This is a genomic window from Sphingobacterium sp., assembly GCF_032065005.1.
GTDB lineage: Bacteria > Bacteroidota > Bacteroidia > Sphingobacteriales > Sphingobacteriaceae > Sphingobacterium.
The window spans coordinates 367543-388255 of record NZ_DAMBMM010000002.1 but is presented as its reverse complement, the minus strand read 5'-3'; the positions used below and the strand labels follow the sequence as shown (position 1 = coordinate 388255).

Genomic DNA, 20713 nt, shown 5'->3' with positions numbered 1-20713 from the left:
TATGATCGATATTATTTTGGGAGGTGTCCATAAGGATAAACGTGGTCAAATTAAATTTTTCAATGGTTTTGATTTGAAAGATGTACGGAGATTTTATGTGATCAATAATTCTAATTTGAATGTTATTAGAGGCTGGAGAGCGCATAAAATTGAACAACGTTGGTTTTATCCAATTTCAGGAAGCTTTTCTTTTGACTTAGTTGAAATTGATAATTGGGAACATCCAGACAAAGAACTATACATCTTAAATAAGATTATTTGCTCAGGAGACAATAATATTTTACATGTGCCAGCAGGTTTTGGTACCGCAATTAAGGCACTTGAACCAGGCAGTGAACTGTTAGTTTTTGGCGATCATCCAATTGAACATGCTTCGTTGGATGATTATACTTTTGAATTGGATTATTTTGTGAATTTTAGAAAATAATTCTTTTTTTTCCATTATGGTATCAAAACTGGAATTCTTTCAAATATTAATCTATTTTTGTGAGAATTTATTTTTGTGGTTTAATATTTGATTGACTTAAAAAAAATATTATGAGAATACTTCTATGTTTCATTCTTTTTTTAGGAATGTTCACATCTTGTGCTTCTAGAAAGGATTTAATTTATTTTCAACCTGATTCACTTGACCTTCGGACTTCTTTTGAATTGAATTCTCCTAAACTTCAACCTGGAGATATCTTAACAATTTCTATTACAGCTGATGATGTTAGGGCAACAGAGCCTTTTAACCAGATTAATGCCTACCAAGTTGGAACTCCTCAAAATGCAAACCCTTTTATCCCTACTTATGCGATTGATAATGATGGATATATTGATTTTCCTAAAATAGGTAGGATCAAACTCACTGGGCTAACAAGAACTCAAGCTGTTAAGAGGATCAGGGAAGAAGTCAGTAAATATATAGTTAATCCTGGGGTGAACATGACGATAAGGAATTTTAAAGTTACAGTTTTGGGAGAGGTTGTTAAACCAGGAACATATGCTATAGATAATGATAGGATTACATTATTAGAAGCATTAGGATTAGCGGGGGATATGACCATTAATGGTGTTCGAAATAATGTTCTTGTCATTAGAGAACAGAATGGCAAAAAGACCGAATACAGAGTGGATTTAACAAAAAGAGATGCTTTGAACTCACCAGTTTATTATTTATCACAGAATGATGTCATCTATGTAGAACCAAATGGAGCTCGAATTCAATCATCAAAGTATACTCAGAATACTTCTATCTTTGTCTCCATTGCTAGTTTAATAATTACAATGGTTGCAGTAATAGTTCGTTAATTATCGATTCATGAATAATATCCAGAATAAAATGCAGGAAGAAACGAAGGAACAAGAGATAAATCTCAAACAAATTTTTGAGCAATATGTTTTTTATTGGAAATGGTTTATTCTTTCTGTAATTATTTGTTTAATAGGTGCATTTATCTATTTAAGATATGCAAATAAGATTTACAATATCACCGCCAAAATCCTGCTTCAGGATGAAGATAAAGCTTCAGGCGAATTATCTGGTCTTTCTGAATTAGCCTCATTAGCGAATGTATCTACAGGATCAGCATTTGTCCTGGATCAGATTGACGTCTTAAAGTCTAGGAGAATATTTAGAAAAGTAGTGGAACAAAACAGGTTGAATATATCATATTCAATAAAAGGAAATGTGAAGAATTCTGAAATGTTGGAATCACATTCACCTGTTAAAATGGTGATTTTAGATTTCAGTAATCAAAAATTAGACTCTCTTTCCTTGGATTTTATATTGAAAAAGAAAGGAAGTTCCTTTACCCTTGATGACAAGAAAAATGGAAACAGAAGTTATAGTTTAGGCCAAAGAATACAGACAGAAATAGGTTCAGTTATGTTTTTGCCACAAGGGAAAAAAGTAATTGAAAATGATATTTTAATTTCATATGAACCAGTTAACATTACTGTAGATAATTTACTTAAAGAGGTTCAAATTACACCTAATAAAGAAAAACAATCTTATGTGGTTAATTTTGCTTTAAATTCTAGAAATGTTGATAAAGCTGAGTTGATTTTGAATTCTTTGATTGAACAATATAATAAAGACGTTACTGATGATAAATCTAAGGTGACTAAAGCAACTTCTGAATTTATAGATTCTAGACTGACTTTAATTTCAAAAGATCTAGAATCTGCTGACTCCAAGGTTGCAGATTATAAAGACCGTAATAATATGGTCGATATGAGTTCGGAGGTTCAACTTTACATGCAGAATGCTTCTGATAATGAAAGGAAATTAGTTGAATTTCAAACCCAATTAAGGTTAGCGGATATGATGGGTTCAGCAGTCAATTCTAATGCAGGAAATTTACTTCCTTCTAATATTGGATTAGAGGATCAATCAATTCAATCTACTGTAAAAAGTTATAATGATTTAGTTTTAGAAAGAGACGATCTCTTAAAATCCGCTACACCCGATAACCCCGTAGTACAGAATTTAAACAAGAATATTAATGAATTAGGGGCAAGTTTAAGAAGTTCATTGAATAATTATAGGCAAGGCTTACAAAGTAATGTAAATTCTCTTTTATCCCAAAAAAATAAATTTGAAGGGAAATTGAATCAATTGCCAAACCAAGAAAGAGGTTTTAAGGATATTTCTCGACAACAACAGATTGTTGAATCCTTGTATCTATTTTTATTGCAAAAACGAGAGGAAACAGAAATCAAAGCTTCAGCTACTCCTGCAAATCTTAAAGTTATTGATGATGCCTATGGTTCGGATGTTCCTGTTTCGCCAAAAAAAGCAATCGTAGTTTTAGGTTGCCTTATTTTAGGTTTACTTATTCCATTTGCGATCCTTTATTTGAAGTTTTTATTGGATAATAAAGTTCATTCTAGAAAGGATATAGAAGATAAATTTAATGCTCCTATTTTGGGTGAGATCCCTAGTTCTGATGATCCGGTGGTTAAAGATAATGATCGTTCATCATTGGCAGAGGCTTTTAGGATTCTTCGCACTAACGTTTCCTTTATGCTAGGTGCTAAGAAAGATTCTGCAGTAATTTTCGTTACTTCTACAACCTCAGGAGAAGGAAAGTCTTTCGTATCGACGAACTTATCTAGGATTCTTGCTATGTCTGGAAAACGAGTGTTATTGATCGGTGCAGATATTCGCTCACCTAAGGTACTTGATTATTTAGGTTTGGCACATTTACAACATACTAATATTGGTATTACTCAATATTTAATTAATCCTGATATGCCAGTGGAAAATATCATCATCCGTAAGCCTGTTCCTTATGATTTTGATATTATTTATTCGGGTTATATTGCCCCTAACCCAGCGGAGTTGTTAATGAATGGTCATATCAAGGAGGTAATTGACTATGGACGCGAGCATTATGATTATGTAATAGTGGACACAGCACCAGTTAGTTTGGTTACAGATACACTCCTAATTTCAGAGTTCGCTGACTTGACCATGTATGTTACTCGTGCGAATTACTTAGACAAGCGCTTGTTGAATGTTCCTAAAGAATTATACGAACAAGGAAAGCTTCGAAATATGGCCGTTGTGTTAAATGACGTGGATTTCGCGAGAGGTTATGGCTATGGTTATGGTTATGGATACGGTTATGGTTATGTGGATGCTAGCTCAGTATCGTTGAGAGCAAAGCTGAAAAAACTATTTAAAATAAAATAAATATTATTAAGTTAGGAGCATTTTGAATGCTCCTTTTTTATTGCTTTAATTTCGTATTAAGTATATAAAATAAATGCTAGTGTTTTTATTAAATATTATTGCAAATTGGTAGAGGAATAAAAATCACTACGACAAAATTTAATAGGATTATTTTTTTATCCATTCACTAGGATAAAGTAAGTCTCTAATATCTACTTTGAGGAACTTTGCCAGGTCATTCAGGGTATTTAAAGTTGGCTGTTGCTTATTATTAACCCACCTTGATACCGTTTCTTTTTTTAAATTAAAATGAATTACTACATCATTGTTTTTCATCCCTTTTTCTAATAATACTTCAGCAATACGATTGATCTTGTTATTAAGCATAAAATTATTTTATTATTTTGTTGATTTTTAAAATCAACTTTTGTATATTTGTATTTGATTATTAAATGTTAATCAAAAAGTTTGAGCAGTAATTAGGAATTCCTAATTAATAAAACGAGTCTCCAACTTCTCAATTGGAACCTGAGATGGAGGCAGTAAGATTATGCTCATTTCCTGCGATTTATTTTATCTTTGAATAAAATTGCGTGGGAGTGAGCCTTACTGTGAATCCGCTTTCAGGTTCCGCCTAAGATTAACCTTAGGTCTGACCTAGGGTTTAGACCTTAGGGAGAAGAGCGGTGGATTGTAGGGCTTCACTCCTTACGTAATTTATCAGGCTCGTTCCATGATAAACCAATTAATTATGTGGACGAATTCTATTCCAATTAAGAAAATGCGACCTTCCCTGATCAAGGATCAGAGGTGGTTTTCTCGCGACCAGCAGATTAAGAATATTATTCGAAATCCTGAATAAATTCTATTCATAATCAGGGGAAGCAAAAGGCCCTTAGAATCGTAGTTTCTGGCTAAAATTCTCACATTCCCCTGTAACCAGTCATCCGAAAACAAACAGCAAAGGCTCATTGACCAGGACTAAAACAATGTAACCAGATTTATTTCTCGACTATCTAAATCTAGGTTTATTTTTTCAAACTGTCAAGTCTCCTTTATATGCTTATGGGCTTAAAAATCCATGAGCGTGGCTGTTATTTTCTAAAATATACTGAAAATCAGTCCTTGGAAACCAGTTATGAGAAACAATTATCCAAGACTTTATTAGGTAGGTCATCCACTAAAGGATATCCTTTAATATAAATGCGTTCCAGAAATCATTTAACCAATGAAACTAAATTATCGGATCAAAAATTTAACCCATCTAAGGTCACTCTCCATTCATCTGAGCAGGATGGAGGTTCAATTCCTTTCAAGATTATCAACAAAGAAATTTATAGTACTATTGTTTTCATGTTGTTTCAGTTTGTTTAATAATCAGTTAGACGCCCAGGAGCCCCTCACCGGGGCAAATGGGCAAACTGAAATAAGGGGAACCGTCAAAGACGGTCAAACTGGTCGGGCCTTGCAGGGTGCAACGGTTAAAATTGGCAGAATTGTGGCTAAGACCGCTATAAACGGCCAATTCCAGCTAAACGGAAAGTTCTCAACAAACAAGATCGAAATAACCCACCTGGGGTACCTTGATACCGCCATAGACTTTATGAGTACCAAAGAGGACATCCTGGTGCTGTTAAAACAGGTTGGCCACACGATAAAGGAAGTAGAAGTGGTCAGTACTGGATACCAGTCCATTCCCAGAGAGCGGGCTACAGGTAGCTTCTCCTATGTGGATGCAACTGCCATGCAGCGAAATACGGGCATGAATATCCTATCACGGCTGAACGGTGTGGCCAGTGGGCTACTGCTCGACAGGAATACTGGGAATCCCGACGGAATCAGTGTCCGGGGAAGGAGCACGATCTTTTCCAGTACGCGACCTCTGATCGTAGTGGACAATTTCCCCTATGAGGGCGATATTGACAATATAAACCCAAATGACATAGAGAGCGTTACGGTATTGAAGGATGCAACCGCTGCCTCGATCTGGGGCGTTAGGTCTGCAAATGGGGTAATCGTGGTCACAACCAAGAAGGCAAAGGGTAGGACCAGGATAGAGTTCTCTTCTGTTCTTTCAACCGCAGTGAAACCCGATCTGTCCTATCAGCCACAGATGTCCTCGAGTGATCTGATAGAGGTCGAGAAATTCCTGTTCGATCAAGGGTACTATGATCAAAAGATCAACACCGGGTATGAAGACATTTCTCCGGCCGTTGAGCTTATGGAACAGGTGCGCTCGGGAAAGCTTTCCGCTATAAATGCTGAAAAAAAGCTTTCTGAATATGGAAAGGTCGATAACAGGGGGGATTACCGAAAATATTTTTTTCGCAACAAAACGGAAAACCAGCAGTATGTGAGCATTTCCACTGGATCCTCCTCGGTCAGGAACCTTATCGGTGTCGGATATGACAGGTCCTTGAGCGAACGGGTATCGGTTGACCAGGAGCGGTTCAATTTGCGCACCTCAAGTCAGTGGACGGGGCTTGGTGAGCGGGTCAACGTGGACCTCAACATCTGGTATGCGGGCAATAAGCATAACAACGGTAATGCCGCGGGATATTCCCCGCGCTATCCATATGACCGGTTCGTAAACGAAAACGGCGAACCTCTGGAGGCCTCAGGACCTTCTACCCTTAGGGGATCCTACACGGATACGGTTGCGGCAGGCGCACTCCTGGACTGGAAATTCCGACCATTGGCAGAATTACGCAACAGGTGGAACGAGTATTCCAGCAGCGATCAGCAATTGAGATATGACCTTGGCATTAACGCCAGGATCTACCGCTCGCTTTCCATGAAGCTAAATTTCCTTTCCAGCAGGAACTGGATAGAAACCAAAACACATTATGACCGAAATTCATTTTTCGTAAGGGACCGCGTTAACAGTTTTAGTAGCCTGGACCCCAATTCAGGCATCCTTAGCAGGCCTTTGCCGTACGGGGATATCCTGGACCGCAATTCATCGAAACAGGATTCCCGGTATGGCAGGGCACAACTGGACTGGAACGAGACTCTGGGTGGAAGACACCGGGTCACCGGTCTGGTGGGCGCAGAATGGAGACAGGACCGCCTGCTATTTGACAGTCCCGGTTATCTCTATGGCTACGATCCCGACCTGGAGAATTTTATGGAAGTGGACATATTCAGCTATTTTCCGATATTCCATAATGGCGACTACAGCAAGATCCCACGCTATGGTTCCAGGCGCCGGCAGGTGGATAACAACCGATCCTGGTACGGTCTGTTTTCCTATACCTACGATGATAATTTCACCCTTACCGGGAGCATCAGGAAAGATGCATCGAATATCTTCGGGGTAGCTGCAAACCAGAAGGGGGTGCCGCTGTGGTCCGTGGGAGCTTCCTATTCCCTGGAAGGTCTCATCGGATGGAGACAACTTGATCGCCTGAAAATGCGGATGACATACGGTCACAACGGAAATGTCGACAAGGGTACCACAGCGTACCTGACCTCCATGCTCTACCAGAACATGAACCTATGGGGGAGCCCTGCAGATGTGATCGTGAACCCGCCCAACAGTTCACTGCGCTGGGAGCGCGTTTCAAATATCAACATCGGGATGGACTTCCAGGCTCTTGGAGGCCGTGTGGGGGGATCTGTCGAATATTTTGTCAAAAGGGGGCGGGACCTGATGGGGAATAGCCCGATAGCCCCACAGACGGGAGTGAGCGAATTCTACGGAAATGTGGCAGGTACATCGACAAAGGGTACCGATCTCCAGATCTGGTTCGACTGGACAAGGAAAAAGCAATTCAGTTTCCGTACGGACCTCAACCTAAGCATAGTAAGGGACAGGATAAGGGAGTACTATAAGCAGCCGGGCAGCAACACCGACATGGTTACTTCCTTTGACCTGGTGCCAATCGTAGGGTCACCGATTAATTCGCTGATCCTATACCGTTCGGCAGGACTGAGCTCCCAGGGGGACCCATTGGGCTATCTCCAGGGAAAGCCCACAGATGATTACAACGGAATACTGAACGGTTTTGACAGGGAGGCCATACGGATAGTGGGCTCCAAGGTGCCAACTCACTTTGGAAGCCTGCGCAATACCCTGGAATATAGGGGATTCGAACTGTCCTTCCAGGTCCTGTTCAAGTTCGGGAACTTCCTTCGTAAAACCAATTCCCTGAATTCCAATGAGCTCATCAATGGGAACTATCGTTTTGACGATTACGGTGACCGATGGAAAGAGCCCGGGGACGAGCTGTCCACCACTGTCCCCAGGTTCATTTACCCCATAGATATCGTGCGGGAGGAATTCTACCAGCGCTCCGATGCCCTGGCCTACAGCGCAAGCACCGTACGCCTCCAAGATGCCAGGCTATCATATACCTTGCGACCATTTCCAAGGGCAAGGGAATCCAGCCTGCAGCTATTTGTGTACGCCACCAACCTGGGGTTGATCTGGAGGGGCAATGGGCTGGGACTGGACCCGGATGTGACCACTGGCTACCCGGCTCCCCTGGGAATGTCTTTTGGATTAAAATTTAACTATTAGAATTATGGAAAGAGCAACAATCTATCTTCTGGCCGTGATCCTTCTGGTCTCCTGTAACCGGGATTTCCTGGAGGAGCGCCCGAACAGCAATATCATCGTGCCGAGCAACGAACATGATTTTCAGCGCCTGCTGGACAATTTCAATACCATCGGGCACACCGCAGCCCTTCCGCATTTGGCCGGTGATGAATATTTTATTCCTAAGGAGTCGGACTGGCTCTCGAGCAGGACTGCGGTCGAACGGAACTCCTATGTCTGGGATGCCGATGTCTATGGCGGTGAGGGGAACATCGAGGACTGGAACGGGCCCTATAGGAGCATTTTCTATGCGAACAGCATTATTGCGGAGATCCAGGGATCCCAAGGGAGCCCTGCAAAGGGTACTCTGCTGGCAGACACCTATGGGCAGGCGCTATTCCACCGCGCCAAGGCCAATTTTGACCTACTGAAGAACTTTTCCGTACCCTTCGATCCAAATACACAGAAAACGGACCTGGGAATACCTTTGAGAACGGACCCCTCGATCGACCATGTCCAAGAAAGGGCAACCGTGGAGGAATGCTACGGAGCAATTTTCCGGGACCTGGAGGAATCCCTTGGTTACCTGGTCCATCAGGGGCCCGTCGCTCAGCGCAACCGTGCGACCAGGCTGGCAGCCATGGCCCAGCTCTGCAGGATCTACCTCTATCGGGGAGAGTACGGCAAAGCAGAGGATTTTGCTGACAGCGTACTGAACCGATATGATAGGCTCATGGACTACAATACCGTTTCCACGAGCTCAAATACCCCGTTCTCCCTGACCAATGATGAACTGATCATGTACGGACGCACCAACAGCTACAACAATTCCGATCAGCTCAACCAGAAGGGCACGGTCTTTATCGACAGCAACCTAATAGATCTATATGATAGGGACGATTTGCGCCTATCGGTCTACTTCAAGGAGCTTGGCGAAGGTCGCTATATCATGAAAAGGGGATACAACGGAACGGGTCTGTCCCCTTTCAACGGCCTTGCAGTAGACGAGATAATGTTGGTAAAGATGGAGTGCCTGGTGAGACGGGGCGAATTGGGAGCGGCAGCGGAACTGTACAACAGGTTGAGAAGTAAAAGATATAGGAAAGGGACCTACGCACCGTCAAGTTTTACCGAAAAGGAGGCTGCGCTCAGGTCGGTTCTGACCGAAAGGAGGAAGGAGCTCGTCTGGCGCGGGCTTCGGTGGGACGATATCAAGAGGTTAAATAGACAGGGGGCGGGGATCGTACTGACCAGGTCCCTGGGTGGAAAGGTCTATACCCTTCTTCCCGGTTCAGGGAGATATGTCTTCAACATACCTCAGGATGAGATCAACCGTAGCGGAATTACACAAAATGAACGATAGTAAATTAGCAAAAAACAGAAAATAAGGATGGAAAAGAAAATAATTTTATGCATGGTGCTATTGGTCCTGGTGCTGTGTCCCATGGTGCAGATCAGGGCTCAGGCCGTTTTTAAGGGGAAGGTAGATCCTTCACTGGACCTGGAATATATTGAGGTAAGGTATGCAGTAGATAGGGCTCAGGTAGGTAAGATATACAACCTGGGCATCCCCTTGATAGGCAAGGTGGAATCGGGGGAGTTTCAGTTGGACTTTCCGGATATCGACGGACCTTTCTATCTGTTGATTTACCAATTTAAATCCAAGCGGGCAGATGTGGCGGGCATGTTCATCCCGATCCTCTCACATACCTTCCTGATGGAAAGTACCGATACACTGGACTTTAACATAACCAGGGATGGAGTTTTGCTAGCGGACCGATCTAGCCCCTCCCTGAAGTGCCAGATGGACCTCATCGGTCTGAACGCGAAAAATCTAAAAGACCGCATTTCCCTTACCCGTAGCTATCGCCTGGAGGATACGGTCGACCTGGAGACAAGGGCCCTGGCGTATTTCCAGGAGCTGCAGATATTCTATGACCGCTGGGAGGGCCAGATCCGAGAGGTGGTGCGCGGGCATTTCAAGGATCCCCTTCCTGAAATTGCGGAGGCCATCCTGTACAATAAGATCGGCGATACCCGGAGGATGGAGATCGCAGCTTTTGGACATATGGCGGAAAGGGCCGGGCCCGAACTCCGCAAGATAGCGATCAGGCATTACCTTGAGCACTATATGGGCCGCCAGCATGGACCGACCTTTGCCGCATACCGGGGAGGGGCTCCCGGGTATGCATCTTTTTTGGGCCAGAAGGTCGTGTACGACCTATTGGTGGGGCTTAACCTTGTCGAGCGCAACATGACCGTACAGCTGGAACCTGTTGTGGACATAATCGGCAAGAGGTATACTGGACGACTGTACGACGAGGTAGTTTTTGCTGCCTATCTGGACCGTGCCAGCAAAAGGTTCGTGGACGAAAAGACCTATTCCATCCTCACATCCCGGATCCGGGATCCTGAAATGCTGCAATATGTGGCCCAGCAGAGGGACCGTACCGTTGGGGGCAGTAAGTTCTATGAGTTTGAACTCCAGGACCAAAACGGCGGTCGCATCAGCAACAGGGACCTGGAAGGCAAGGTCGTCATCTATGATTTCTGGTTTACGGGATGTAGGGGATGCATCACTCTCCATAGATATATGGGACCGATCAAGGCCCGTTTCAGGGACGATCCGAACGTCGTATTCCTGAGTATCTGCGTAGACAGGAAAGAAGAGATGTGGAAGGGGTCGCTCAAGAGCGGGAATTACGCGGACATGGGCGATACCAATCTCTGGGTTGGGGAAATGGGGGATAACCATCCTATGGTACAGCACTTTTCCATCAATTCCTATCCAACACAGATCATCGTCGACGGGAACAATCGGATAGTAGCGATGAACCCTCCGGACGTTAGGAAGAAAGGGGAAGAGGAGGCCTTCGTCGAGATGGTCAAGGAGGCCCTTGAGAGGCGGAGATAGGCAGGAACAATATTTGGAAGTGCTGGATTTTGTCCGGTACCTAGGAATGGGTGTTCCCATAAAGGGAACACCCATTTGCGGTTAAGGAATATAGATTCCCTTTTTGGAATCCATTTCCTCGATCAGCCCCTGGTTCTTGAGGTTTTCGGCCTCTTCAGCTGAAAAGGTGCTTGGGACGCTCCCAGGCTTGTCAGTCCTTTTCCAAGCGCACGTATTTGGGCTCGTATGCTGGCAGTTGTCACTGTCATAGGGGTCGGTCAGTAACTTATATTCCCCTAATTCCGAGTTGTAGTAGACCTCGCCAGCAAATTTGCTTTCATTTGTACGTGTCGTAAAGGCACTTGTTGATAATGCCAGTCCTATCACGGCCAATCCCAACAGGAAAGGACCGGAATGTTTTTTGATCATCTTCATGATAATTCTTTTAAATGGTTTATCGATCAGTTACTTTGTCGGATGGACCATACGCCTAGCATCGATACGGCGATGTTGAACAAAAGATGTTCGTGCCATCCCAATGATCCGATGATGCCACCGCAATTGCAGAGTTTTTCCTTGACAAGTGTGATCATCAGGAACAGGTAAACTGTAAAGGCCCACATCAATGCCACCGAAAGTTTCATGGAAACCTCCCTCACCTTTGCCAATGGTAGGACCATTCCGATCGCAAGCAGGATCTCCGCGAGGGGTACTCCCCATGCAACGGCCCTTGCATACTGTCCCAAGAAAGGGACCTTGCTGATCCCTTTCGCAAAGGAGTCCAGATCGTTGAGCTTGCTGTAGCCAGTATATGTAAAAAGGAACACATAGAACAGCGTAATTGCCCTTGGTACCGCCCATAGTGGATTGCGGTGCCTTAAAGGTTTGGTACGGACCCAAGGTCCGTTCCCTGTCATTGGGCCCCTTCCCCTGTGTGGGTCCCTGTGTGATGGTTGTTTCATGGAACTGCAGTTAATGGTGCATCATGGACCGATTTATTTATCCCTATGGGAATACCGAAATCCCCGGCATTTCCCGTGTAGAATTTTCCTTTCCCCCTCAAAGGGGGGAATACCGCAAATTTTCTGTTATGGAGTGTCATATCTGTATCTGTTAGTCCTAGGTCAAATCTCGCGAGTATATCCCAGGGAATCCGGACCGGCTGGACATGCAAATTCCCCTAAAAGCGCGAAAAAAGGAGTTCTTTTTTTGTCTTTTGGACGGTATCCCTTGAAATTCCCAAAAGCGCGGCATGTTCTCTCTGGGTTGTTTCCTTGAGGACCTCGGGGAGCAGCAGCGAGAACTGCCTGTAGCGCTCCCTTGGAGGGACCAAGAGGCAACAGCTCCTGATGAGGTGAAGGAACCGGAGCTGCTTATTGCCAAGGGCGGATATCAGCGTGCTGAAGCAGGGATCCATTTGGATTGGTTCCAGAAGGTTCCGATAGGGGATACGGAAGACAAGTCCCGCTCTCAGGGCAACAATCTCCCCCGGGACAAAGGAGCCGCTGAAAAGGTGGGTGGTGGTCGTTAGGGACATGTTCGTCAGTGCGATATTCAGGATCCTGGGCCTTCCCGATGCGTACTGGACATTTGCCAGCAAACCTCGGGACACGATGAACATGGCTTTCTGGGACATACCGTCTCCATGGAGGACCTGCCGGCGCTTGACAGCTATCAGCTCCATGTGGCTGGATGCCCATTTGGCGTGATAATCTTCCAGCGTGCAGAGGCGCTCCCAGAATTGCAGGAAATCCCTGAAAGGCTTGTTGTTTGGGTGGATTGGTTTCATGGGCAAGTGTCGCTATGGTTTGGTGTCAGGTGAAAGATGCCTATCGGTCATTCCTAAATTGACTGCCCAAAGTACCTGAACATCCGCATTGTATTCCAAACGGTTTTGTGTGAAATGGACTTTGCTGTGTGCAAAATCTCTCTTGGTCCCCAAAAAGAGAGCAGAACGTAACATGCACATGGCAAATGGCATCACGGCACGAGATTTTTGGCAACTGGTCCCATTAGCGACATCTTTGTTGCGATCGATCATAAAGACTTCAAGGCCTGGAGCCGTTCATCCGATGCGAGATCGGAACATGGTAAAAAAACAGAAGACCTGATCTATGGAATGGTTACAGCTCATGGACCTGTCGGAGATCCTATCGGATTCTCCGGTCTCAATGGAGGAAATGCTGGAATTCCTGGGAGATGACCCGGATGACCGCAAATGCAATATCGTATTTCCCTTCTAGTCCACTGGTGATGCGTGCAGGACCCCCTGCACGCATCTTATCCTATCCCTCAGGTATTCTCAACAGCCCATAGCTCCCTGACGTTAAGGGGGATTGGAACCTATGGGGCTATAATCAACCTGTAAATGACCTACTCTCTAAAATCACTGTATGAAGCATTTGGCGAATGTAAGTGGAGGGATTTTGCCTATTTCATGGCAAATGCCCAACATGTCCTGGGTCCCACCGACCTTGCGACAAGCGTAAGGGACTATTGCCTTTTACGGGATTATGCGGACAGGCAGTCGGCCCAAGACCTCAGGGGCGGCTTTCCCTGCTCGCAAAGCGACCGTCAAGCGGCCCAGGAGATCGCCTCAGTACCGGGAATGTTCGTGTCCTTTCACTATGGGGCCTATAGGACGCTCCCGTTGCGCCTGCTATCGGCAGGCATATCGGTTTGCGTTGTCATCTCAAGGGACCTCCTGGCCGATTACAGTTCCTATTACCGGGAACTGTTGTCCGAGCCCCTCCGCGGAGCAGAACTGTATTTCCTTGCAGCGGAAGATCCAATGCTGTTTTTCAGGCTCAAGGGAATGGTCAACCGGGGTGTCCATCCCTTTGTGTATGCCGACGGAGCGAGGGGGGCGCTGGATCCCACCAGGGAAAAGGCACTTCGCAGGGTCATTGTCAAGAATGCCGGTCTACGGGTCAGGTGCGGGTTTCTGGATCTTGCCTACCTCCTGGGCATTCCCGTAAATTTTTTGCTGGACATCTCGGGCGACCCCGGGCAGTGCCAGGATTTCCGGGTATTGGGCCGGTACGGTGCCCATGGCTCTACAACCAGGGAAGAGTTTGTGGACAGTGCCGTAAAGGATATCTTTGGAAAGTTCTCCGGGCAGCTCGAGAAGGAACCTTTCCTCTGGGAGAGCTGGTTCTACCTCCACAGGTACTTCCTGCCCGTATCAGATCAGCTGGCATGGGACCCGTCCGATAGGCTCGTACCTATCAGGCGTGGGAAATATTTCTACCTGCTGGACAAATATTCCTACAGGGTACATGAAATAGGAGAGTGCCAGTTCAATGAATTGTTGAAATAGAGTTTTGTATTTTTAGTAATTTTCATATTTTGTGACATTCAGGGCGATTTTAGCCCAAATAACCTTCAAAAACCTAGACATGACCCATTTAGATAAATCCGCAATTGGAAGGCATACGGTGTTTTGGACTGCCTATCTGGTTTACTTTTACCTGATCAACCTGATGGGAAATCCCGAGCTCTCCTTCCTGACCGTGATCTACTCCTTTCCGTTCTTCCTATATATCTTTTATTCCGTTTCCTATATCCTCAAGAGGTTCCTTTCCGACCATAGATGGTTCCACCTGCTAGGCTCGCTTGTTATCGTTTACGGATCCTGCGGGGTATTGCTATACTGGATGACCTATGGTTGGTCCGGTAGCGGCCTTGTTTATGGAAGGTACCTGGTGGCTGGCCGCCCGTTTCTCTGGATGCAGTTCATTCAGGTGTATCTGATCATGATCGGGCATTTTACCTTCCTTGCGGTCCTGAACTTTCAGTACAGTAACAGGCTAAAGGCAAGCAGGGAAAAGATCGAGGAAATGCAGCTGCGGCTACAGGAGGAAAGATTGCGCAAACGGTACGAATATTTCACCCTTGCCCAGCAGGTCCCGGCGCACCTATTGGTGAATGTCTTTCAGTCCTGGGAACAGCAGCTCAAGGGGACCGAGCTGCCCATGAAGGCCCAGGTGGCAGATATGTACAAATTAATGCATTATTTTATGGTGGCATGCCTGCCCGAGGGACCCAAATTGGTCTCTCTGGACACAGAGATAGAGATCTGCCGGCGCTTTGTGGCCATCCAGCAGAAACTATCGGCGAGCCCCCTGTACTTTAAATGGGAGGTGGTGGGAAATACACAAGGGGCATGTATCCCGCCCACCGGCCTCCTGACCTTGGTAATGAACGTGTTCAAGCACGGAACGGCCCTTCACCCGGAAGCCCCGGCCAAGGTCCGGATCGATGTTGCCGGGGAAAGGTACAATATCGTGGTCTCGAATATGGTCACCGGTCCGGGAAACAGGCTTGCAAGCCATGGGCTTGGGCTTGACAATCTCCGTAAGAGGCTTGAATTTATCTTCAGGGACGGATTCCGTTTGAATTGTGGCTGCACGGGCGGAACGTACCTGGCGGAACTTACTGTAAACTTTTAAATATCATATCATGAAACAATGGTCCGTTATTATTGTCGATGATCAGCAAGCCAGCATAGACCGCTTGCTCGAATGGCTGGAGGTACTCCCAAATGTCAACATCCTCAGCACCTTTACCGACCCCATACGCGCGCTGACGTTCCTGCGCTTTAACCAGGTGGACCTGGTCATCCTGGATATCCAGATGGAGAACATGGACGGGTTCGGATTTATGTCCGCCATGCCCAAAAAGAAATCCAAGGTCATCCTCTACACGGCCTTCCCCGAATTTGAGGACAGGGGCTATCAGAGGAACGTGGTGGATGTGCTGCTCAAACCCGTCTCTCAGACCAGGTTGCTGATTGCCCTTGACCGGCTTGATACGGAGATGCGCCTGAATTCCCCTGAACTTGACGACCGCCACTCCTTGGACCATTACGATGCATATTTCAACGTAAAGGGCCCTACAAGGTACATGCGCAAACTGGTGCGGTTCAAGGATATCATCTATATCACCAGCTCAAACCGGTACGTGTTTATCTACTGCAATGATGGAAACGACCCACTGGTGAGCAATTCGCTCCTGAAGGACATAAGGGACATGCTCCCACGCAATTGGTTCATCCAGTGTGCAAAGGGATATATCTTCAACTCCATGTACTTTAATTCATACAGGAACAACAAGGTAAAGTTGAACCATGTGGAACAGGAAATCCCAGTAGGAAACAAGTCCCTGTACAAGGATTTCTGGGACCTGATCCAGAGGAACGTGATCTAGGGTCCTGAAGGTCCGGGATGCCGTGGGATGGCTTTTTCCAAACATCCATAGAACAGGTCTCCCAGGCAATAAAAGCAGAAAAATGGAAAATTTCAAGAACTTTCAACACCATTGTTTTGATGACCTCGTACAGACCATAAGGTCAGGGACCTATCCCAAACCTGGGGCCGAGTTCCAAAAGTGGTTAATGTCCGCAAAGGAAATGGTCTCGGCGGAATACCATTTATTCCTGAAGCGTGTAAAAGAGCGCGTTGCGGGGGAAACCTCAAAACGGGATATCTGCATGTACATTGACCAGCAGTACGCCGAATCGGTCGAAATCCTGGAAACGATCTCAGGAATTAGGTGCCAGCGAGCAGGACAGGAGCCAGGCCTGCAGGAGGTCCTTGAGAGCACCTCCAGAGTGTTGCTGGACGTTTGCGAATTCCTGGAAACGAGGTTCGGTGACCTGATCAGCCAAAACAGGAAAGTGCCCCGGGTAATCTTAGTGCCAGCCCTGAATGGATTGAGGCACCGGATTGAAGTTCTCGAGCAGCGCCTCCCTCGGTGCGATATCTCAGAACTGATCTTGAAGAGGGCCTGGGACTTTGTAGACCTGCGAGAACTTGACTTTACGCTCGATAAACGGGCACTGGACTATAAGGGCTCCCTTATAAGAACATTGGAGGGATGGGATTGGCAGGATAGGCAATCCCTTTTCGCTCCCATGGAGAGGTTGATCGTATACATGAACTTCAATAGCAAAAACGCAATCGACGCCATCTTGGGCAGGATCGATAAGATCGTTCGCGGACATCAAGACACAGTTGACAGGAAGTTCGCCCTAATGGACTTCCAAAGGGAATTCAGACAGCTCCACCGAAAACCCGGGGTTATCCTAAATCCCGGATATCATACCGTGGACGACTTTATGGGCAACTGGTTCCAGGCCGAGATTTCCTATTTCGATCAGATCGGCCAAAGGTCCACGCCGATGGCGCCCAGCGGAACGGGACAGGGGCACGCACCCTTACCGGCCCGGACTTCCGGGTACGCCAAATTGCGTTCAAACCTAACGGTGGACCAGCTTGCACTGGTCCTGAGGTCAGTGGACGAGGCCGGTCTGGTAGAGGCCCGTTCCCTTAACCAGGTCTTTCGGGAAATCGTGCCCTACCTGTCCACCCATTTCCGAACGGAGATCTCTCCAGGATCCATGCGCGTAAAATCCTACCATCCTGAAGAGAGGGACTAGGCTATAGTTATCGAAAAATTGGAACTGATGATCAAAAAGGTAAGGGACTGCTGATAAATGGCCTGGTGGTAATCGCTCACGGATATTTCCGTTGGGTTGCGGACATGGCGGAGGCTGTCCTACCGTATCCTACGGTCCGCTCATAGGGAAAAGGGATCCGCAAAAGGGCCTCCTCAACCGTTTTTTCGGTCCGTTGGGAGGACCGGGGAAATTGGCACAGGGGCACAGGAAAGCCGGCCCAAGTCATGAACGGTGGCCCTTAAGCCCTTCCGGCCGGACGCAGCTATTGCCTTACCATTTGGATCTCAGGTGCACTCCATTCAAGGATAAGGAGAATTACTGGATGAAACGGTCTAACCCCTGTCCAGAGATAGAACTGCAGCCGGCAAATTTCCATTTCATTCGGCTGCTTCACCCTTTCCTGGCCACTCCGTGCGCCCGGATAGGGATAACTGTTTGGCTCAGGGCAGTTTTTGGTAAACCTACTTGGCCAGCCCTGGGGGCCTAAGGGCCCGATTTCCCGCTTAGCGGCATTTGCCACACAAAAACTAGGACACCTGCCCTTCAAATGGCAATCATCGCACTTATCATCTCAATCACCTCTTTCTAAAATTTCGCCGGGTCGGTATATAACTGCCGGGAAAAGCATATTAATATAGGGTTTTGGAAGTATTAAGTTTTTTTGTTTTGCACCCCCAACTCGCTTTTATGATATATATTTGCCTGAGGGATGCGCCTTTCAGAACCTGGCATGTGCCCTCGAGCTCATCACTAATGGGACGGTTTATCCTTTTAGCCAGGTTATGGCATCAACTTTGTGAGGATTTGATGTCATGCGAACGTTCCTTGTTCTCACCGTCCGATAGGTTTATTAAGAAAATTACACCAAATGAATATTCTTGTATTAAGGAAATATTTTAAAAAGGATAGCCCTAGATGGGTAATCCTGTTCATAGATATGTTGATAGTGCTTTTCTGCTATTATTTTTCAAACTTCGTAATCAACAGCTTTAAGGGTAATTTTGCGATTGATCTAATGGTCAAGAAGTCCATAATCATCTCATTGGCCTACTATCTATCCTTTCTGTACCACAGGACCTACAGGGGAATTGTCAGACAGACGGGGTTTAGGGATGCCTGGACGATATTTAAGGCTGTTTTTGCTGCGTGGGCGTGCCTTACGTTGGTTTCTGGCCTTATCAGGATGAACTTTCCACAGGGATCACCTGTCAGTGATTTCATGCGGCCGTCATACGCGGTTTTGTTTACCCATGCCTTTTTCAGCACGGTCTGCTTGGTAGCGGCCAGGGCCTCTTACCGGACCCTTTACGAAAATTTCTTTTTTGGGGGACGGCAGGTTGAGAACGTTTTGATATTTGGAGCCGGGAACATGGGCACCATTACCCTGAACCTTCTGAGAAATGAAACCAGGAGGAAGGTCAAGGTCGTGGCCTTTGCCGATGATAATCCCAACCGGATAGGAAAGTTGATCAATGGGTACAAGATCATCAGTATGGACAGTCTAACGGTGGAGTTCGTGCAGAAACTCCAGCTTGACAGTATCATAATTGCCCTGGATGATAACAACAAAGAGCGCCTTTCCAGGATTTCTTCCAAAATAGAGCCCCTTCCCGTCAAACTGAAGATAATGCCGACTTCGGCGAAACTGATGAACGGAAAAGTGGCGACCCGCCAGCTGAGGACCTTAAAAATCGACGATTTGCTGGGGAGGGAGGCCATTAAGTTAGAAAATCCAGTTGTTCAAGAAATGATGCAGGGCAAAGTGATCCTGGTGACCGGTGGAGCTGGCTCGATCGGTTCGGAACTGGTACGGCAGATAAGCTTTGCCGATTTTGACAGATTGGTAGTCGTGGACCAGGCAGAATCCGCTCTTTATGACCTCCAGCAGGAGCTCAGGGCAAATTGCCATAAGGACGTAGTCTTTATGGTCTGCAATGTCCGTGATAGGCAGTCCATGGATTCTCTCTTCCAGCAGCACAGGCCGAACATCGTATTCCACGCTGCGGCCTATAAGCACGTTCCGCTGATGGAGCAGAACCCCTATGAATCTATCCTGACCAATGTCTGGGGCTCAAAGAACCTGGCAGATATGGCGGATAGGTACGGTGTGGAAAAATTTGTCATGGTTTCCACCGATAAGGCGGTAAACCCCACAAATGTGATGGGAGCGACCAAGCGGACTGCTGAAATCTATGTCTCTGCCTTGAATAAGAACAGTGATACCAATTTTATCGTCACCCGATTTGGAAACGTGCTGGGTTCCAATGGATCGGTGATCCCACTGTTTGAGAAACAGTTGAAACGCGGAGGTCCCTTAACGGTGACCCACCAGGATATCACCCGTTATTTCATGACGATCCCTGAAGCCTGCCAATTGGTCCAGGAAGCAGCTGTGATGGGACAGGGGGGCGAGATCTATGTCTTTGACATGGGCCAGCCGGTTAGGATCATGGACCTGGCAATACGCATGATCAACCTGAAGGGGTATAGATACCCTGATGATATTGCCATAGAGGTGACCGGTCTGAGACCAGGAGAGAAAATTTACGAAGAGCTGTTGGCCGACAATGAAAATACGACCCGGACCCACCATGAGAAGATCATGGTCGCAAGGGTCAGGACAGAAGAACTTGATGTCAATAAAACAAGGATCGAACGCCTATGCTCCCAGGTCGTATCTCAAGGAGCGGACCATAGCCCAATGGTACTGGTGGAACTGATAAAGGAGATAGTCCCAGAATATATATCTAAAAACTCTGTCTTCGAGAAGCTCGACAGGCATCAGGTGCTTGAATAGATTCTCCCCCTGCACAGGTATGGCCAGGTACTTCATGGATCTCTCTGTCACGCAATAGCGGTTTTCGGCAATATTGCCCGCTTGGAAAGCAAAAAAACTAAAGGAAGGGGATAAGGGAGGATCCCAACCCGCTTGGAAGCCCCTTTAGGGCCATGAGGCCAAAAGGGGGGCCATTTCGACCACTATTAAAAAAATCGCTTATTTGCCGTTGCAGGGCCCGATACACCTCTGGGCACAGGTACTTTGAAGTTGGTAAAATCGCTTTTGGGAGGGCCTTCTTCTGACAGCAGTACCTCCGTCCCGAATCACCGCGATGCCCATTGGCACCCTGAGGTTTTGGGACACCAAACTCCACGTGCCGC

At 46.3% G+C, this 20713-nt stretch carries 17 protein-coding genes; 13 read left to right on the top strand and 4 right to left on the bottom strand.

Going from position 1 to position 20713, the window contains the following annotated elements:
- The first annotated feature begins 1 nt into the window (after position 1).
- From RT138_RS04390 to RT138_RS04380, 3 genes are all read left to right on the top strand, one after another.
- Positions 2-427: a WxcM-like domain-containing protein gene (locus RT138_RS04390; RefSeq protein ID WP_313189709.1), complete on the top strand. Its 426-nt coding sequence runs from the start codon at positions 2-4 to the stop codon at positions 425-427.
- A gap of 110 nt (positions 428-537) precedes the next feature.
- Complete coding sequence (locus RT138_RS04385) at positions 538-1293, top strand: polysaccharide biosynthesis/export family protein (protein WP_313189708.1); 756 nt, start codon at positions 538-540, stop codon at positions 1291-1293.
- A gap of 10 nt (positions 1294-1303) precedes the next feature.
- Positions 1304-3682, top strand: coding sequence for a polysaccharide biosynthesis tyrosine autokinase (locus RT138_RS04380; protein ID WP_313189707.1), 2379 nt, complete (start codon positions 1304-1306; stop codon positions 3680-3682).
- 147 nt (positions 3683-3829) lie between these two features.
- Here the strand turns inward: RT138_RS04380 and RT138_RS04375 are convergent, their stop codons facing one another.
- Positions 3830-4048, bottom strand: a complete 219-nt coding sequence (locus RT138_RS04375) for a helix-turn-helix transcriptional regulator (RefSeq protein ID WP_313189706.1) — start codon at positions 4046-4048, stop codon at positions 3830-3832.
- Positions 4049-4889: 841 nt separating this feature from the next.
- Here RT138_RS04375 and RT138_RS04370 point away from each other — a divergent pair.
- The 3 genes from RT138_RS04370 to RT138_RS04360 are packed head-to-tail and all read left to right on the top strand — an operon-like array spanning position 4890 to position 11115.
- Positions 4890-8183 (top strand): SusC/RagA family TonB-linked outer membrane protein, encoded by a 3294-nt coding sequence (locus tag RT138_RS04370; protein WP_313189705.1) that lies wholly within the window; start codon positions 4890-4892, stop codon positions 8181-8183.
- Positions 8184-8187: 4 nt separating this feature from the next.
- On the top strand, positions 8188-9564 hold the full coding sequence (locus tag RT138_RS04365) for a RagB/SusD family nutrient uptake outer membrane protein (RefSeq protein WP_313189704.1): 1377 nt from the start codon (positions 8188-8190) through the stop codon (positions 9562-9564).
- Between the two features lie 27 nt (positions 9565-9591).
- The gene (locus RT138_RS04360) at positions 9592-11115 is read left to right on the top strand and encodes a thioredoxin family protein (protein WP_313189703.1); all 1524 of its coding nucleotides are present in this window, start codon (positions 9592-9594) and stop codon (positions 11113-11115) included.
- 81 nt (positions 11116-11196) lie between these two features.
- On the opposite strand, the gene RT138_RS04355 is transcribed toward RT138_RS04360, so the two are convergent.
- Together RT138_RS04355 and RT138_RS04350 are read right to left on the bottom strand one after the other, a co-directional pair.
- Positions 11197-11529 (bottom strand): hypothetical protein, encoded by a 333-nt coding sequence (locus RT138_RS04355; RefSeq protein WP_313189702.1) that lies wholly within the window; start codon positions 11527-11529, stop codon positions 11197-11199.
- Positions 11530-11555: 26 nt separating this feature from the next.
- The gene (locus tag RT138_RS04350) at positions 11556-12056 is read right to left on the bottom strand and encodes a MauE/DoxX family redox-associated membrane protein (RefSeq protein ID WP_313189701.1); all 501 of its coding nucleotides are present in this window, start codon (positions 12054-12056) and stop codon (positions 11556-11558) included.
- A 290-nt stretch (positions 12057-12346) separates the two neighbouring features.
- On the opposite strand from RT138_RS04350, the gene RT138_RS04345 reads away from it, so the two are divergent.
- Positions 12347-12625, top strand: coding sequence for a hypothetical protein (locus RT138_RS04345; protein WP_313189700.1), 279 nt, complete (start codon positions 12347-12349; stop codon positions 12623-12625).
- Between the two features lie 270 nt (positions 12626-12895).
- On the opposite strand, the gene RT138_RS04340 is transcribed toward RT138_RS04345, so the two are convergent.
- Positions 12896-13135 carry a hypothetical protein gene (locus tag RT138_RS04340; RefSeq protein ID WP_313189699.1) on the bottom strand — a complete coding sequence of 80 codons (240 nt, stop codon included), beginning with the start codon at positions 13133-13135 and terminating at the stop codon, positions 12896-12898.
- 73 nt (positions 13136-13208) lie between these two features.
- On the opposite strand from RT138_RS04340, the gene RT138_RS04335 reads away from it, so the two are divergent.
- The 6 genes from RT138_RS04335 to RT138_RS04310 all read left to right on the top strand — a co-directional run bounded on the left by RT138_RS04335 (position 13209) and on the right by RT138_RS04310 (position 20351).
- Entirely contained in the window at positions 13209-13337 is a 129-nt protein-coding gene (locus tag RT138_RS04335) for a hypothetical protein (protein WP_313189698.1), read from the top strand.
- 125 nt (positions 13338-13462) lie between these two features.
- The gene (locus tag RT138_RS04330) at positions 13463-14413 is read left to right on the top strand and encodes a hypothetical protein (protein WP_313189697.1); all 951 of its coding nucleotides are present in this window, start codon (positions 13463-13465) and stop codon (positions 14411-14413) included.
- A gap of 79 nt (positions 14414-14492) precedes the next feature.
- Positions 14493-15545, top strand: coding sequence for a hypothetical protein (locus RT138_RS04325; RefSeq protein ID WP_313189696.1), 1053 nt, complete (start codon positions 14493-14495; stop codon positions 15543-15545).
- Positions 15546-15555: 10 nt separating this feature from the next.
- Positions 15556-16302 (top strand): LytTR family DNA-binding domain-containing protein, encoded by a 747-nt coding sequence (locus RT138_RS04320; protein WP_313189695.1) that lies wholly within the window; start codon positions 15556-15558, stop codon positions 16300-16302.
- Between the two features lie 82 nt (positions 16303-16384).
- Positions 16385-17533, top strand: a complete 1149-nt coding sequence (locus RT138_RS04315; protein ID WP_313189694.1) for a hypothetical protein — start codon at positions 16385-16387, stop codon at positions 17531-17533.
- Positions 17534-18422: 889 nt separating this feature from the next.
- Positions 18423-20351, top strand: a complete 1929-nt coding sequence (locus RT138_RS04310) for a nucleoside-diphosphate sugar epimerase/dehydratase (protein WP_313189693.1) — start codon at positions 18423-18425, stop codon at positions 20349-20351.
- Positions 20352-20713: the final 362 nt, after the last annotated feature.